The 16,807-nt window shown below is 30.0% G+C and carries 16 protein-coding genes; 1 reads left to right on the top strand and 15 read right to left on the bottom strand.

Features of this window, described 5'->3' with window-relative positions; translation table 11 throughout:
• The first annotated feature begins 100 nt into the window (after positions 1-100).
• On the top strand, positions 101-289 hold the full coding sequence (locus C7N71_RS02695) for a DUF2929 family protein (RefSeq protein WP_105987636.1): 189 nt from the start codon (positions 101-103) through the stop codon (positions 287-289).
• A 46-nt stretch (positions 290-335) separates the two neighbouring features.
• Here the strand turns inward: C7N71_RS02695 and clpB are convergent, their stop codons facing one another.
• The 15 genes from clpB to rpsU form a co-directional block, all read right to left on the bottom strand.
• A complete protein-coding gene (gene clpB, locus C7N71_RS02690; protein ID WP_105987635.1) occupies positions 336-2,918 on the bottom strand; it encodes an ATP-dependent chaperone ClpB in 2,583 nt (860 codons plus the stop codon).
• A 115-nt stretch (positions 2,919-3,033) separates the two neighbouring features.
• Positions 3,034-4,269: a peptidase T gene (gene pepT, locus C7N71_RS02685; protein ID WP_105987634.1), complete on the bottom strand. Its 1,236-nt coding sequence runs from the start codon at positions 4,267-4,269 to the stop codon at positions 3,034-3,036.
• A gap of 16 nt (positions 4,270-4,285) precedes the next feature.
• Positions 4,286-5,089: a Nif3-like dinuclear metal center hexameric protein gene (locus tag C7N71_RS02680; protein ID WP_105987633.1), complete on the bottom strand. Its 804-nt coding sequence runs from the start codon at positions 5,087-5,089 to the stop codon at positions 4,286-4,288.
• On the bottom strand, positions 5,090-5,785 hold the full coding sequence (locus C7N71_RS02675; protein ID WP_105987632.1) for a tRNA (adenine(22)-N(1))-methyltransferase: 696 nt from the start codon (positions 5,783-5,785) through the stop codon (positions 5,090-5,092).
• Positions 5,786-5,869: 84 nt separating this feature from the next.
• Complete coding sequence (gene rpoD, locus C7N71_RS02670) at positions 5,870-6,979, bottom strand: RNA polymerase sigma factor RpoD (protein ID WP_105987631.1); 1,110 nt, start codon at positions 6,977-6,979, stop codon at positions 5,870-5,872.
• 22 nt (positions 6,980-7,001) lie between these two features.
• Positions 7,002-8,828, bottom strand: a complete 1,827-nt coding sequence (gene dnaG, locus C7N71_RS02665; protein WP_225361872.1) for a DNA primase — start codon at positions 8,826-8,828, stop codon at positions 7,002-7,004.
• A 123-nt stretch (positions 8,829-8,951) separates the two neighbouring features.
• Complete coding sequence (gene glyS / locus C7N71_RS02660; protein ID WP_105987630.1) at positions 8,952-11,030, bottom strand: glycine--tRNA ligase subunit beta; 2,079 nt, start codon at positions 11,028-11,030, stop codon at positions 8,952-8,954.
• The gene (glyQ, locus tag C7N71_RS02655) at positions 11,030-11,959 is read right to left on the bottom strand and encodes a glycine--tRNA ligase subunit alpha (RefSeq protein WP_105987629.1); all 930 of its coding nucleotides are present in this window, start codon (positions 11,957-11,959) and stop codon (positions 11,030-11,032) included. The genes glyS and glyQ overlap by 1 nt, the downstream gene beginning before the upstream one ends.
• A 297-nt stretch (positions 11,960-12,256) precedes the next feature.
• Complete coding sequence (gene recO, locus C7N71_RS02650; protein WP_105987628.1) at positions 12,257-13,018, bottom strand: DNA repair protein RecO; 762 nt, start codon at positions 13,016-13,018, stop codon at positions 12,257-12,259.
• Between the two features lie 21 nt (positions 13,019-13,039).
• The gene (gene era / locus C7N71_RS02645) at positions 13,040-13,951 is read right to left on the bottom strand and encodes a GTPase Era (RefSeq protein WP_105987627.1); all 912 of its coding nucleotides are present in this window, start codon (positions 13,949-13,951) and stop codon (positions 13,040-13,042) included.
• Between the two features lie 16 nt (positions 13,952-13,967).
• The gene (locus C7N71_RS02640) at positions 13,968-14,315 is read right to left on the bottom strand and encodes a diacylglycerol kinase family protein (protein WP_404799018.1); all 348 of its coding nucleotides are present in this window, start codon (positions 14,313-14,315) and stop codon (positions 13,968-13,970) included.
• 31 nt (positions 14,316-14,346) lie between these two features.
• Positions 14,347-14,826, bottom strand: coding sequence for an rRNA maturation RNase YbeY (gene ybeY, locus C7N71_RS02635; protein WP_105964665.1), 480 nt, complete (start codon positions 14,824-14,826; stop codon positions 14,347-14,349).
• 17 nt (positions 14,827-14,843) lie between these two features.
• Positions 14,844-15,818 (bottom strand): PhoH family protein, encoded by a 975-nt coding sequence (locus C7N71_RS02630; RefSeq protein WP_225361871.1) that lies wholly within the window; start codon positions 15,816-15,818, stop codon positions 14,844-14,846.
• Positions 15,819-15,931: 113 nt separating this feature from the next.
• Complete coding sequence (locus C7N71_RS02625) at positions 15,932-16,375, bottom strand: GatB/YqeY domain-containing protein (protein ID WP_105987624.1); 444 nt, start codon at positions 16,373-16,375, stop codon at positions 15,932-15,934.
• Between the two features lie 72 nt (positions 16,376-16,447).
• Entirely contained in the window at positions 16,448-16,642 is a 195-nt protein-coding gene (gene rpsU / locus C7N71_RS02620) for a 30S ribosomal protein S21 (protein ID WP_105956104.1), read from the bottom strand.
• Positions 16,643-16,807: the final 165 nt, after the last annotated feature.

The following is a 16,807-nucleotide window of genomic DNA, read 5'->3' as shown; positions in this document are numbered from 1 at the left end:
TTATAACAAATAATTTTATCATGCTCATATGATTATATTTATAATTGTATTTAAAGATAGATATGTGATAAAATTTTTATGAATTGCGAGGTGGATAGTAATGAAATTTCTTACAAAAAATTTAACAGTTGTTTTTTGGTCAGCTATTTTTGGTGAAATTATCGGATATATCGTAGGTCAATTGGAGAGTCAAACTTACTCCTCAATTAGTATCGCAGTTGTAACAGTAATTACTGCACTTATTTTAGTTAACTGTGTCACTTTAATTTCTGGTAATGCAAACAAATAAGCAAACAAAAAAGAGTTTAAGCTTTTATAGCTTAAGCTCTTTTTATTTATTTAAAAGATAACTTGTCACCATCTAAATTAATATTAACAGTGGATTTAGGCTCTATTTTATTTCCGATAATCAATTTGGCTAAAGGTGTTTCAACATAACGAGTTACAAACCTTTGTAATGGTCGAGCACCATATTGAGGTTCATATCCATTTTTAGCAATCCAGTCTAACGATTCATCACTAATTTCAATTTTAATTTGTTGATCTTGTAGACGTGAAGATAATTTATCAATTAATTTTTTGACTATCAATTTGACGTCATTAATGGATAACGGTTTAAACATAATTACATCATCAATACGATTTAAAAATTCAGGCTTAAAGCTTGTTTTTAACAAATCATTGACCTGATTTTTGGCTTCGCTGCTAATGTCACCATTTTCATCCGTACCTTTTAATAGCAAATCAGAACCTAAATTAGAAGTCATAATTAAAATAGTATTCTTAAAGTCGATTGTACGACCTTGACCGTCAGTTAGACGACCATCATCTAAAACTTGCAATAAAATATTAAATACATCTGGATGTGCTTTTTCAATTTCATCAAATAAAACAATTGTATATGGATTCCTTCTAACTGCTTCTGTTAATTGACCACCCTCTTCATATCCTACATATCCGGGAGCAGCTCCTACTAGCCTAGAAACAGAAGCTTTTTCCATATATTCAGACATATCAATTCTAACCATATGATCTTCGGAATCAAATAAATTGGCAGCAAGTGACTTAGCTAATTCTGTTTTACCTACACCAGTAGGTCCTAAGAACAAGAAAGATCCTAAAGGCTTACTTGGATCTTGTAAACCTGCACGTGATCTTAAAACTGCATCAGAAACTGCTTCAACAGCTTCATTTTGTCCAATGACACGTTTGTGTAAATTATCATCTAAATGAAGTAATTTATCACGTTCACCTTGCATTAAGCGGTTAACTGGAATTCCAGTTTCTCTGCTTAAAACATTACCAATTTCATTTTCAGTAACAGATTCACTAACCAACCAATCATCATTATGATCTTGACTTTCCATTTGCTTAAGTTCTTCTTCTAGCTTAGGAATAGTTCCATGTTGTAAGACTGCAGCTTTATTTAAATCATAAGAACTTTCGGCTTGTTGTAAATCATTTTTGGCTTTATCTAGTTCAGACTTCTTATCTCCTAATCTTTGAATAGAACTTTTTTCTTGTTGCCATCTAGCATTTAAATTATTAACTGTTTCTTTTAAATTGGCTAATTGAGGTTCTAATTCTGATAAACGTTTTTTAGATTCATCGTCGCTTTCATTCTTTAAAGCAGCTTCCTCAACTTCGGCACGAATAAGCTTACGATGAGCTTGATCTAATTCGGTAGGACTAGAATTCATTTCAACTTCAATCGTAGAAGAAGCTTCATCAACTAAATCAATAGCCTTATCTGGTAAGAATCGATCAGTAATGTACCTATCAGATAATTTGGCTGCAGCTACTAATGCATTATCATGAATTCTTACTCCATGATGTATTTCAAGACGTTCTTTAATTCCTCTTAAAATAGTAATAGTGTCATCAACACTTGGTTCATTAACATGGACTCTTTGGAAACGACGTTCTAGTGCTTTATCTTTTTCTAAATATTTACGATATTCATCTAAAGTAGTAGCACCAATTAAATGTAAATCACCACGTGCTAACATTGGTTTTAACATATTACCAGCATCCATACTACCTTCAGACTTACCAGCACCAACGATATTATGAATTTCATCAATAAACATGATGATTTTACCTTCAGATTTTTTCACTGCTTTTAGAACAGCTTTTAATCGTTCTTCAAATTCACCACGATATTTAGCACCAGCAATTAATGAACTCATATCTAATTCAAATAATTGCTTATCTTTTAAATTATCAGGAACATCATTTACAGCAATTCTCTTAGCTAAGCCTTCAACAATTGCTGTTTTTCCAACACCAGGATCACCTAATAAGATTGGATTGTTTTTGGTCATACGAGAAAGGATTCTAATAACATCTAATATTTCTTCATCACGACCAATAATTGGACCTAATTTACCGGCACGAGCCTCTTTAACCAAATCAATACCATATTTTTTCAATGCTTGGAAATTATCCTCTTGGTTCTTAGAAGTCACTTTTTCACCTCCACGAATTTTTTCTACTTCATTGGTTACTTTTTGTTTAGTAATATCATTTTCTTTTAAATAATCACTTAATTTGTCACCACTAACATCCATTAAAGCAATCGTTAATGTATCAACGGCAACATATTGGTCACCTAATTTATCTTTAATTTGATTGGCATTTTGCATTAATTGATACATATTTGATGAAATATTTTGTCCATAAGAGACATTACTGCCCTCAACAGTTGAAATACTATCTAATTCTTTATCAATTTCTGCTTCTAATTTTTTTACGTCTAAACCTAATTCAGAATAAATCTGACGATCTAATTCACCAGGTTGAACCAAAAATTTAAATAAATGAGCAATCGTAATTTCTTGATGCTTACGGTTAACTGCAACTTTTTGTGCTTCAGCCAATGCTTTTGTTACCGCTTCTGTTAAATCATCTGGATTCAATATATTCCACCTACTTTATATAATAAAAAATACTTATAAATTGATTAATCAACTTATAAGTAAATTTTACCAAAACATTAATTTAATTAAAAATAATTTGACCATTATTGACTAATTATTTTTTAGCGCTTAAATTAGCAATTTCAATTAATAAATCACAAGCTTTTTCCATCGTCTGTAGTGAAACATACTCAAAACGACCATGCATATTTTCACCACCGGCAAAAATGTTAGGCGTAGGCAAACCCATGAAAGAAATTTTAGATCCATCTGTACCACCACGAACTGGGAAAATATCAGGATTAATATCCACATTTTTCATTGCTTCTTTTGCTAAATCAACAACTGTCATATCTTGGTTGATTACTTCTGCCATATTATAATATTGATCTTTTATATCAATATTAATGCGAGATTCATCAAATTGTTTATTCATTTCCTCTGCAATTTTATTAAAATATTTTTTTCTGTCATTAAAACGCTTTTTGTCATGATCTCTGATAATATAATTTAATTTAGTATGGTCTACCGTCCCATTTAAATTAGTTAAGAAATAAAAGCCATCTCGTCCATCTGTAACTTCTGGACGTTCATACTTAGGTAAGCTTTCATTGAATTGCATTCCAATTAATGCAGAATTAACCATAACGCCTTTAGCCTCTGCAGGATGCACATCTGTTCCTTTAATATCTACAGTTGCTGAAGCAGCATTGAATGTCTCATATTGCAATTGACCCAATGATCCACCATCAACTGTGTAAGCAATATCAGCACCAAAATCTTTAGTATCAAAATTATCAGCACCTGTTCCAATTTCTTCATCTGGACCAAAACCAATTTCAATTTCACCATGCTTAATTTCCGGATGATGAATTAAATAATCCATAGAAGTTATAATTTCAGTGACTCCTGCTTTATCATCAGCTCCCAATAAAGTATTACCATCAGTAGTAATTAAAGTTTGCCCATCATATTTTTTTAGACTAGGAAATACTTTGGGGTCTAATTTGTATTCTCCATTACCCAGATTAATCACAGACCTACCGTCATATTTTTCAATTATTTGTGGATTTACATTTTCAGAATTAAAATCAGCAGTATCAACATGTGAAATAAAACCAATCTTTTTTACTTTTTTATTAATATTTGAAGGTAAAGTGGCGAATACATATCCACTTGATTCATTGGTTCTAACATGTTCTAATCCAATTGACTTCAATTGAATTTTTAAATCTTTGAGAAAACTAACTTGTTCTTTAGAAGAAGGTATTTTATTAGTGTTTTTATTAGAGCGGGTATTAATTTTCACATAGCTTAAAAATCTTGGTAATAATGATTCATATTTATGCATATTAGGTTAACTCCTTTTAAATGAATGTAAATGGATCTGTATTTATATCAGACTCTATCACTTCTACATTCCAATTCAATTGTTTTGCCCATTTTCTAAACATTACTGCTAAATAAGGCTTACAAATGCTTTCAATATGATGTCCTGGATCAACAACTGAAAAATCAGAAGCTAACATGTCATGACCTACGTGATAATATACATCACCGGTAACATAAACATCGGCACCTTTATTCTTAGCGATATTAAAGAATTTACCGCCATCACCACCTAAAATGGCTACTTTATTCACTAATTTATCCGGGGTATTACTAATTAATCGAAGACCGCTAATATTAAATTGTTTTTTACAGAATTCAGCAAATTCGTAAACTGTCATGGTATTAGAAAGCATCCCAATTCTCCCCATAAAGTATTCATGGTTGTTCATTTTAGTTTGATAAACTAATCCTTTAGTATCTTTTAATTGCAAACTATCTGCTAACCAATCATTCATGCCATCAACAGCATTATCTAAATTAGTATGAGCCGAGTAAACAGTAATATGATGCTCAATTATTTTCGCATACATACTATTTTGTGGATTACTAAGATCTAAATTTTTAGCTGGGCGGAACATCAAAGGATGATGAGAAAAAATAAAATCAACCTGATTATTAATTGCTTCGTCAACTACTTCAGGCCTTACATCTAAAGTTGTCATAATTTTATGAACATCCTGATTTAACGATCCAATTTGTAGTCCAATTGGATCTCCATCAACTGCAATATTTTTAGGAGCAAATTTTTCAAATTGCTTTACTAATTCAATTACCTTCATTTATAAAACTTCCTTAATTTCTTTAATTTCTTTTTTCATTTTGTTAATTTTTATTATTGGCTTTGGTCCCTTCATATTATCCATACTGGAAATAATATTTTCTAAGCGTTTAATCTCATTTTGCCATTTTTCAATAAAAACAGGAGATCTTTTTTCTAACAATATTGGGCCAAATTTTAATTCTTCCAGTGTATAAATGATTTTATCATTAACCTTTTGAGCTTCAATTATTTCATAATTATGTCCATCTTCCCTTAGAATATGTTCATTTATTATTGAGTAATAGTTATCCATTAACCATTTTCTTAAAATATCTTCACCAACATTAGGTTGAAGAACTAGTAATTCCTTACCATTAAGATGACTTTGTCCGTTCTCTAAAATATCGCGAATCAAGATTCCACCCATTCCAGCTATTACAACACAGTTAATTTCATCTTCTTTTTTGATAGAAAGTAGTCCATCAGCTAACCTCGTATCAGTTTTATCTGATAAATTTTCTTTTAAAATTTCATTTTTTGCGTTTTGTAAAGGACCTTTAGCCACTTCACTAGCGATGGCATATTCTATTAAATCTTTTTTTAATAAATAAACAGGCAAGTAAGCATGATCAGATCCAATATCGGCTACACGACTATCATTTGGAACATAATTTGCAACTGCTTTTAAACGTTGTGATAAGTGATTTGCATCCATTTAAACACCTTTTTCTAAAATTTATTTAATAATTAATTATAACAAAAAAACAGGTAGTAATTAATCTACCTGTTTCAATAAATTTTATTCTAAAAAGTCTTTTAATTGTTTACTACGTGAAGGATGACGTAATTTACGTAAAGCTTTAGCTTCAATTTGTCTAATTCTTTCTCTAGTAACACCGAATACCTTACCAACTTCTTCAAGTGTTCTAGTTCTACCATCGTCTAAACCAAAACGAAGTCTTAGTACATTTTCTTCACGATCAGTTAAAGTATCAAGCACACCTTCTAATTGTTCTTTTAACAATTCATATGCAGCATGATCAGCTGGACTAGTTGCTTCTTGATCTTCAATAAAGTCCCCTAAATGAGAATCGTCTTCTTCACCAATAGGAGTTTCAAGTGAAACTGGTTCTTGAGAAATTTTAAGAATACCACGAACTTTTTGAGTTGGCATATCCATTTCAGCACCAATTTCTTCTGGAGTAGGTTCACGTCCTAAATCTTGAAGTAATTGACGTTGAATTCTAATTAATTTATTGATGGTTTCAACCATATGAACAGGAATTCTAATTGTTCTAGCTTGATCAGCTATGGCACGAGTAATAGCTTGTCTAATCCACCAGGTAGCATAAGTTGAAAATTTAAATCCTTTACGGTAATCAAACTTTTCAACAGCTTTCATAAGCCCCATATTTCCTTCTTGAATTAAATCTAAGAATTGCATTCCACGACCTACATAACGCTTAGCAATTGAAACAACTAAACGTAAGTTAGCTTCTGCTAATTCTTGTTTAGCTTCTTCATCGCCCTTTTCAATTCTCAAAGCTAACTCAACTTCTTGGTCAGCTGTTAAAAGTGACACACGACCAATTTCTTTAAGATACATTCTAACAGGATCATTAATTTTAACTCCTGTAGGAGCTGAGGAAGAATTCTTTAATTCTGATTGGGTAACTTTTTTGGCAGCTTCTAGCGCTCTTGGGTCAGGATCACCATTTTTATCTACAACACTAATTCCTTTATCTTCAACTTTTTCTAGAAGATTATACATTTGTTTCTTTGTTAACTTAAATGGAACCGCAATACTATCATTTAAATCGTCATAAGTTACATGTCCGACTTTCTTTTGTTTCTTAATTAGTGCATTAACTGATTCTTTTAGTTCTTTTTTATTTGATTTTCCAGCCATTAAACTGCCTCCTAAATTAAGCTTAATTATTAATTTGTTTCTTACGTTGTAAATTAATAATGTCTGTAGTTATATCTATTTGACGATCTACATCGCCTAGCTTCTTGGCCTCATCTAATTCAGCCTGTTTAGTTTTAAGCTGTTTTTCAATGGGAGCATCATTCATTATTATATTAACATAATCATCTATCTCTAAGTTAGTAGGTTCACCTGATAAGTCAATTAAATCAATATTTATTAATAATTGTTGTAAATCTTCTTCTTTAACAAAATCTTGAAAAGCATCGGCTTTATATTCTGCATGGTTTTTAAAATATTCTTGAGCCAGAATATAAATTAATTGATATTTATCATCAACAAAGCAGAAACCTTCTTTTCCCATTATTCTTAACCACATTTCATGATTATTTAGAATGCGATTTAATAAGCTTCTTTCAGCCATTTCGACTCTTCCAACAGGTTTAACGTTAGCAATTGAAATTGTATCATAAATCTTAGATGAACCATTTGATTTATAAGCGCTAGTTTTGTGTCCTAAATTATTTCGATTAACCAATTTATTTAATTGGTTAGTTAAATCAATTTTATTTAGACCAAATTGCTCAGAGATTTGATTAATATATACATCACGTTCAATGGGTTGAGAAATTTTAGCAATTTCACGAATCACATCGTTTATATAATTAATCTTATCATTTTCATTATCTAGGTTGCGATTCAACTTTAAGAAATGCATTTTAAATGAAATTACAGATTCTAAAGCAGAATGCATATATGACTTAAATTTAGATTCACCATTTTGCTGACGATATTCATCAGGATCGATACCACTAGGCATTTGAATAACACCTAATTTTAATTGTGTTTTTTCAAGAATTCCTATAGACCTATTAATAGCATTTTGCCCAGGTGCATCCCCATCATAACAAACATATAAATTAGTAGTATTTCTTTGTAACAAATATATTTGCTCATCGGTTAAGCTTGTTCCCATTGAAGCTATTCCATTATGTACTCCAGATTGATATGCAGAAATAACGTCCATAAATCCTTCGTACAAAATAGTTGTTTTTTCCTTTCTAATGGTATTTCTAGCATTAGAAAAATTAAAAAGTACTTTGCGCTTATTAAATATTGTAGTCTCAGGACTATTTAAATACTTAGCTTGATTATCATCTTTATTTAGAATTCTTCCAGAAAATGCAATAACATTTCCAAATTCATTAGTGATTGGATAAATTATTCGATTGAAAAATCGATCTTTCAAATCACCATTGTCATCTTCTAAAAACAAACCAGATTTTCTTAAATCTTGATATTTATATTTTTTCTGAACCAAAAAAGTCTTTAAAATTGAATTACTTGGTGCAAATCCCAATTGATATTTATCAATTGTTTCATCTTTCAAGCCACGATTATGAAGATAATCTAAAGCAGATTGCCCCATTTCAGTATTCATTAAAATATGATGATATAAATCTGTAGATTGAGTATGGATGTCAATTAAGATTTGTTCATCAGAATCAATTTTTTTACTATTGTTTGATGATTGTACATATTTATCATCTATTTTAATTCCTTGCATATCGGCAACTTTATTGATTGCCTCAGGATATGATAAATTTTGTAATTCCATCAAAAATTTAAAAACATTTCCACCACGACCACAACTAAAACAATGGAAAATTTGCTTTTGTTCATTTACTGAAAAAGAAGGCGTATTTTCTTCATGAAAGGGACATAATCCAAATAAATTTTTACCAGATTTATGCAAAGATACAAATTGACCCACAACATCAGAAATATTAGTTTGATCTCTGACTTTATCAATAACATCTTCAGGAATCATATTTATCGCCCCTTTTTCAGATATAAAAGTCGCACTTAAAATAAAAAGTGCGACTTTTATCATTAATTATTACGTACAAGTATTTAATATTTTAACAATCTATCGTGATTTTGTCTAATTATATTACTTAACAATTAATTTATCTAAATCAGCAAACCAATTAATCATATTAGCAATAATTGTCATTTGTCTTAAATGATTATTTTTAATATTATCATCTTTTGCCATTACCATTGTTTCATCAAAATAATCATTGATAACATCTTTCAATGACATTAATTTATCAAATTCAGCATTTGCACCTAATTGATAGTAGTTTTCACTAATTGTAGAAACTTTTTCATATAATTTCTTTTCAGAATCCTTTTCAAATAATGATTCATCAATATTTAAGTCATCATTATTAAAACTTTGTTTGTTGGAAATTCTTAATACACGAGTTAAAGCTTCAATAGATTTTTTAAATTCATCATCATCTTTATGTTGATTTAAGACATTTGCAACTTCAAAAATGAATAAAATGTTATGATTCTTAGTTTCTGAAATTGCATCAATAATATCATGTCTTAACTTATCATCTTTTAACACTTTAATAATACGGTCATTAATAAAGCCAACAATATCATTAAATTCTTTTGTTTGATCTAATGATGGAGCTACTTCATGCTCATTTTCACTTTTAATAAATGAGTTCATCATGTTTTCTAAATTAAAGTTCCATTTTTGATTGTTCACAATTCTAACAATTCCGTTTGCTTGTCTTCTTAAAGCATATGGATCATTAGATCCACTAGGAATCATACCAGCAGCAAAGAAAGTTAGAATACTATCAAATTTATCAGCAACGGCTAATACTGCACCAACTTTTGTTGCTGGTAAATCACCATTAGCTGAGATAGGCATGTAATGTTCACGAATTGCAGTTGCTACAGATTTATTTTCACCTTTAAGTAATGCATATTTTTCACCCATTATTCCTTGTAGTTCTGAAAATTCACCAACCATACCAGTAACTAAATCAAATTTATAAATTTGAGCAGCTCTTTTAACATCAGAAAGTTCAGTATCACTTAGACCCACATGCTTACCTAAAACTTGAGTAATTACTTCAACACGTTGCATTTTTTCATACATTGTTGAAATTTTATCGTGGAAGCTAACTTTTTTAAGTTTGTTTACATAAAAATCAATATCATTTGATTGATCTTCTTTATAGAAGAACATTGCATCTTCTAAGCGAGCAGTTAATACTTTTTCATTACCCACAGCGACATTTTCGAGATAATCTTTATTTCCATTTCTTACAGAAATGAAGTAAGGTAAAATATTTTTATCTTGATCTTGTACATAAAAGAATCTTTGATTATCGCGCATTGAAGTAATCAAAACATCAGCTGGTAATTCCAAATACTTTTTGTCAAAATTACCATAAAATGCAGTTGGCCATTCAACTAAGTTATTAACTTCTTCCAATAAAGAAGGATTAATATTAACAACCCAATTATTATCTTTACTTATTTGTTCGATTTGATCTTTAATCAATTTTTTACGTTTATCAGCATCAACAATAACAAATTGATCATGTAAAGTTTTTTCATAATTATCAGCAGATTCAATAGTAGTATATTGACCTAAGAAACGATGACCTCGACTAACATTACCAGCAGTAACATCCAAAATCTTAATTGGTAAAACTTTATCGTCTAATAATGCAACCATCCATCTAATTGGACGAATAAATTCTAAATCATAAACATTCCATTTCATAAGAGTTGGGAAAGTCATACTAGTAATGACATCTTTCATACCCATTAGCACTTCACTGACAGGTTTACCATCAATATGCTTTTCAACAAATACATATTCAGTACCTTTTACTTCTTTAAAAGTAATATCATCAGTTGTAGCACCTTGTCCTTTAGTAAAACCAATAGCAGCTTTACTCCAATTACCGTCATCATCTTGAGCAATTTTTTTAGCAGGTCCCTTAACAGATTCATCAATATCTTCTTGTTTATCTGCCAAACCAGTAATTTGAATTGTTAAACGACGTGGCGTTGAAAAAGGTTTAATATCGTCAAATTCAATTCTTTGATCTTTTAAGTAGTCTTTAGTTCTTTTGACTAATTGTTTAATACTTGGAGTAACCACATGAGCTGGCATTTCTTCAAGACCAACTTCTAATAAGAATGTATGTGCCATTATTTTTCCTCCTTGTTATAATCTGCTAGTAGTTCTTTACGTTTTTTATCATCTTTAATTAATGGGAATCCACGTTTTGCACGTTCTTTAATAAATGCCTTTGCAATAGATCTAGCCATCTTTCTAATTCTAGATAAATAGCCAGCTCTTTCAGTAACTGAAACTGCTCCTCTAGCATCTAATAAATTAAAGGTATGACTACACTTCAAAACATAATCATATGCAGGGTGAACTAAACCATTTGCAATTTGTTTCTTAGCTTCTGTCTCAAAGTTATCAAACATATTTAATAACATGTCTTGATTACTTTCCTCAAAACTATATTTTGAATGTTCATATTCAGGTTCTTTAAAAATATCCCCATATTTAACATTATCGTTCCAATTTAAATCAAAAACATTATTAACATCTTGAATATATGATGCTAATCTTTCAAGACCATAAGTTATTTCTGAAGCTACAGGGTTCATTTCTTGTCCACCAACAATTTGAAAGTAAGTGAATTGAGTAACTTCCATACCGTCTAGCCAGATTTCCCAACCAACACCGGCACAACCCATTGAAGGATTTTCCCAGTTATCTTCAACAAATCGAATATCATGTTCAATTGGATTAATACCTAATTCCTTTAGACTATCTAGATAAAGTTCTTGAATATTTTCTGGTGATGGTTTCATAATGACTTGAAATTGATGATGTTGATATAAACGGTTAGGATTTTCACCATATCTACCATCAGCAGGTCTTCTAGAAGGTTCAACATATGCAGCATTCCATGGTTCTGGTCCTACTGCTCTTAAGAAAGTGTATGGACTCATAGTTCCTGCACCTTTTTCTGTATCATAAGCTTGCATTAACATACAACCCTTAGATGACCAAAATTGTTGTAATTTTAAAATAATTTCTTGCATTGACAACTTCTTTGTCATAAATAATTCCTCCTGTTTATTAGGCGAGACACAAAAAATCCCTGCCGTAAAAAAGCATAATAAAATGCAATTTACAGCAGGGACGAATTTATTCGCGGTTCCACCCTACTTCTAGCTCTAATAAAGAACTAGCAGCTTAATTAGTTTGGTTCAAAAAGCGCCAATTATTATAGACAATAATGACTAGCTTACACTATCCTAGACTCGCTGATAAATAGTCATATAATAAAATTCTTTTATCTTTACCTATTAATTCATTTAATTTAATAATAATTTAGCAAAATGAAAAAGTCAATTCTATAATTTTAAATCCTTCATTTGATCTAGGAAATGTTTGCTCTTTAAATTTATACCAACAGTATCTTGATATAATTTGTCTAAAACATTTCTTAAGTTTCTTTTAGTATTTTCATTAACATTGATATTATTAATTTTTTGAATATCTATTACTGAAAATTTTCTTAAATAAAATACAGTTTTAGCATCTAAATGAAGTCGATGTGGATCCATGTGATAATGTTTAGCACAAATTAAGCCTCCATATGCTTCAGAATAATCCATGGATAAGTCGTTTCGACCACAAATAGTACAACCTCTAAATTCTGGTTGTACACCAAAAACATTTAGTAATTGTATTTCAATGATATTAGTAATAATTGCTGCATCAATGCCGTTATTAATTAATTTTAAAGCTTCAAAAAGTTTATTAAACCATCCTAATATTGGAGTTGAATCTGGAAAAGCAACATCAATTAAGGACATTATATAAGTAGAATAAGCATTTAAATAAATATCCTGACTAATATTTTCATAATGGTCTGTATCTAATACACTATAAATATAAGATAAATTATCTCTACTTATTTTCCCAGAATATAGTCCATAGGTAAAAGGCAAAATCTCAGGCATCATTTTAAAGCCTCTTTTACGTGCTCCTCGAATAAAAAACATTTTTTTGCCAACTTCAGCTGTTAGAAACTTGACCAACATATCGCGTTCTTTAAAATTTTTACGATATAATAAAATTCCGTGAAAATTCATGTATGTTTGTGAATTCATCAATATTCACCAACCAAATTATTAATAATTTTCTTTCTTGTTATATCCTAATGATTTTAAAATTGATGGATTGTCTCGCCAACCGGTTTGAACTTTAACCCACAATTTTAGATAAACTTTRCTACCTAATAAATCTTCAATATCTTGACGTGCCAAAGTACCTATTTTCTTAAGCATCGATCCCTGTTTACCAATTAAGATACCCTTTTGGCCAGGACGATCTACTAAAATGTCAGCTTGAATATCAACATTACCATTATCTTTAGTTTTCATACTTAAAATATCAATAGCTACTGAATAAGGAATTTCTTGACGGGTTAAAGAAAGAATTTTTTCTCTAATCAACTCAGCTACAATAAATCGTTCAGGATGATCTGTTACTTCATCTTCAGGATAATATTGAGGCCCAGCTGGTAACTTATCTTTCAAATTATCCATCAATTCATCAACATTGTTACCTTGAAGTGCTGAAATTGGAAATACTTCATTCCAATTAAGTGCTTTTTTATAAGTATCCATAATCTCTAATAATTTATTAGGATTAATCTCATCAATTTTATTAATAATTAAATAAACTGGTTTATCAATTTTTTTAAGTTGATCAATAATAAAGTTATCACCAGCGCCTCTAGTTTCAGTGGCACTAATCATGAATAATACTGCATCAATATCTTTTAAAGCAGAAAAAGCAGATTTATCCATAAAATCATCTAATTGATTACTTGGTTTATGAATACCAGGAGTATCTAAGAAAATAATTTGTGAATCATCATCTGTATAAACTCCTTGTATCTTGTTTCTAGTTGTTTGAGCTTTATCACTCATAATAGCAATTTTTTGCCCTATAATACGATTTAAAAATGTAGACTTTCCAACATTAGGTCTACCTACAATTGCTACAAATCCTGAATGAAAATTAGGATCAAAATCCATAAAGTACATCCCCTGTCTAATTTAGTTTTTGTAAAATAATTGGTAAAAATATAATTAATCCAACCAATATAGAAAATAGTGAAGCAATCAATACACCGCCAGCAGCAACATCTTTTGATTTTTTAGCTAAATTATTATATTTATCTCCAACAAATAGGTCTACCACTGTTTCGACGATTGTATTAATCGTTTCAGATAAAAGAACTAAAAATAAAGCTAATAATATCCAAAGCCATTCGTTTAAGTTTATTTTTAAATAAAATGAAAAGATAATTACTACTAAGCTACTAAATAAATGAAACCTAAAGTTACGTTCATCTTTAATTAAAGTTATAATGCCTTGCAAAGCATGTAAAAAAGACACTATAAAATGCTTATTTTTATGAATTTGCTTGTTACCTTTTAAGCCCATAACTATCCATTATCTTTCTTTGTAAAGGAAACATAACGGCTTCATCTTCGGGCTCCATATGATCGTACCCATTTAAATGCAAGAATCCATGCACTACTAAGAAACCTAATTCTCTTTCATATGAATGATTTAAAAATTCAGCTTGTTCTGCTACCTTATCAATAGAAACGAATATGTCTCCAATATTTTCAGGGATCTCATTAGCCATTTCGTCATCCATTATTAAAGGAAAATCATCGTCTCCATCCTCAATTGCAAAACTAATAACATCAGTAGCTCGGTCTACACCTCGATATTCTTTATTAATATCTTTAATTTTGTCATTATTCACAAAAGTAACTGACATTTCTGTATTTTCCTTTAAATCAAGATATTTACCAGCATATTCTAAAACATCTTGAACTAAAGATGTGTCTTTATCAGAAACTCCATTATTTGTTTTATCATAGATTTCTAAATCCATATAAATTCCTACCTTCACTATTTTTGATTATCAGAATAATTTTCATAAGCATCAATTATCTTAGCAACAACTGGATGTCTTACTACATCATTAGAATTAAATGTAACAAATCTGATTTTCTTTACATTCTTTAAAATTTTCTGTGCTTGAACAAGACCACTACTTGCATGTCTAGGTAAATCAATTTGTGAAATATCACCGTTAACAATCATATTTGAGCCAAATCCTAAACGTGTTAAAAACATTTTCATTTGAGCAGTAGTTGTATTTTGAGCTTCATCTAAAATGACAAAAGCATTATCTAAGGTACGACCACGCATATATGCTAAAGGCGCAATTTCAATAACTTCTCTTTCCATTAAACGAGTAGTATGTTCACGACCTAAAATAGCATGTAAAGCATCATAAATTGGTCTTAAATATGGATCAACTTTTTCTTTTAAATCTCCAGGTAAGAAGCCTAAACTTTCACCGGCTTCAACAGCTGGACGAGTTAAGATAATTTTATCAACATCTCCATGCTTTAAAGCAGCAATTGCCATAACCACTGCCAAATATGTTTTACCGGTTCCAGCAGGACCTATTCCAAATGTTATATCATTACGTTTTACTGATTGAACGTATTGTCTTTGTCCAAAGTTCTTAACCCTTACAGGTTTACCTTTGGCGTCCTTAATCAAAATTTGATTATACAAATCTCTAAAATATTCTAAAGTACCATTTTTGGACATATTAATAGCACTAACGAAATCACTACTATTTAATGTTATACCATCTTGCAATAACTTTACTAAATTATCTAAAATTGAGATAACCTGATTAACATTATCTTCATTACCTGAAACTTTAATTTTAGTTCCGAAGGCATTAATAGAAACATCCATACCTTCTTCAAGAATTGAAATATTTTTATTTTGTGGGCCCAATAATATTGGCTCAAAATCTAAATTATTTAGAGTAAATTCTTTTTTCACTGAAGTATTTTCTGTCAATATAGCGACTCCTTTTGTAATATAATAACCAAATCTTAGCATAGTTTATAAATTTTAAAAAGCTATACATTATGTATGACAAGATTAATCAAATTTAATCTTGTTTTAAACAATTATTTTAAATTATTTTTAACTGATTTTTGTACTAAAGATCCATCAGCTTTTCCTTTGACTTTAGGCATTACCGCACCCATAACTTTACCAAAATCAGACATGTTAGAAGCACCTACTGAATTAATTGTTTCAGAGACAACTTCATCAATTTCTGCTTGTGATAATTGCTTAGGAGCATATTTTTCTAAAACTTTCATTTCGGATTCTTGAGTTTCTACTAAGTCATCACGATCAGCCTTTTTAAAGTCATCAATGGATTCTTTATGTTGTTTAACTTCACGACTAATTACTGTTAATTCCTCGTCTTCTGATAAATCATGACCCAATTTAATTTTTTCATTCATCAAATCAGTTTTAATCATTCTGATAACAGTTAAAGCAACCTTGTCATGTGACTTCATTGCATTCTTTAAGTCATTGTTAATACTATTTGAAATACTCATATTTATAATACCTCCCAAGTTAGTTGTAAACTAGTAAAAAAACGTTCCTGAAATAACAGGAACGTTTTTTAATTAAAAGCGACGTCTTTTCTTCTTGTTGTTGCGCTTTCTTGCTGCTTCAGATTTTAATTTACGTTTAACACTAGGTTTTTCGTAGAATTCTCGCTTACGGTATTCACGTAAAGTACCGTTTTTGGAAACTGTACGTTTGAAACGACGAAGAGCATCATCAAGAGATTCGTTTTTGCGAACGACTGTTTTTGACATATGAAAATTCCCTCCCTCCGAGCTCGAAATATAACCGCTTTAATTGCTATGTAGCATTGATTAAAACTGTTCTTAATAATTATACAAAACAATGTATAACACGTCAATATCACAATTGAGAAATTATGTAATTATTTTATGATAAAATAATTACAAGCATTTAAA

Origin of the sequence: Apilactobacillus timberlakei, from assembly GCF_002993965.1 — a bacterium.
GTDB classification, from domain to species: Bacteria; Bacillota; Bacilli; order Lactobacillales; family Lactobacillaceae; genus Apilactobacillus; species Apilactobacillus timberlakei.
Note: the sequence above shows the minus strand (reverse complement) of the source record. Positions and strands in the feature narration are given on the sequence as shown.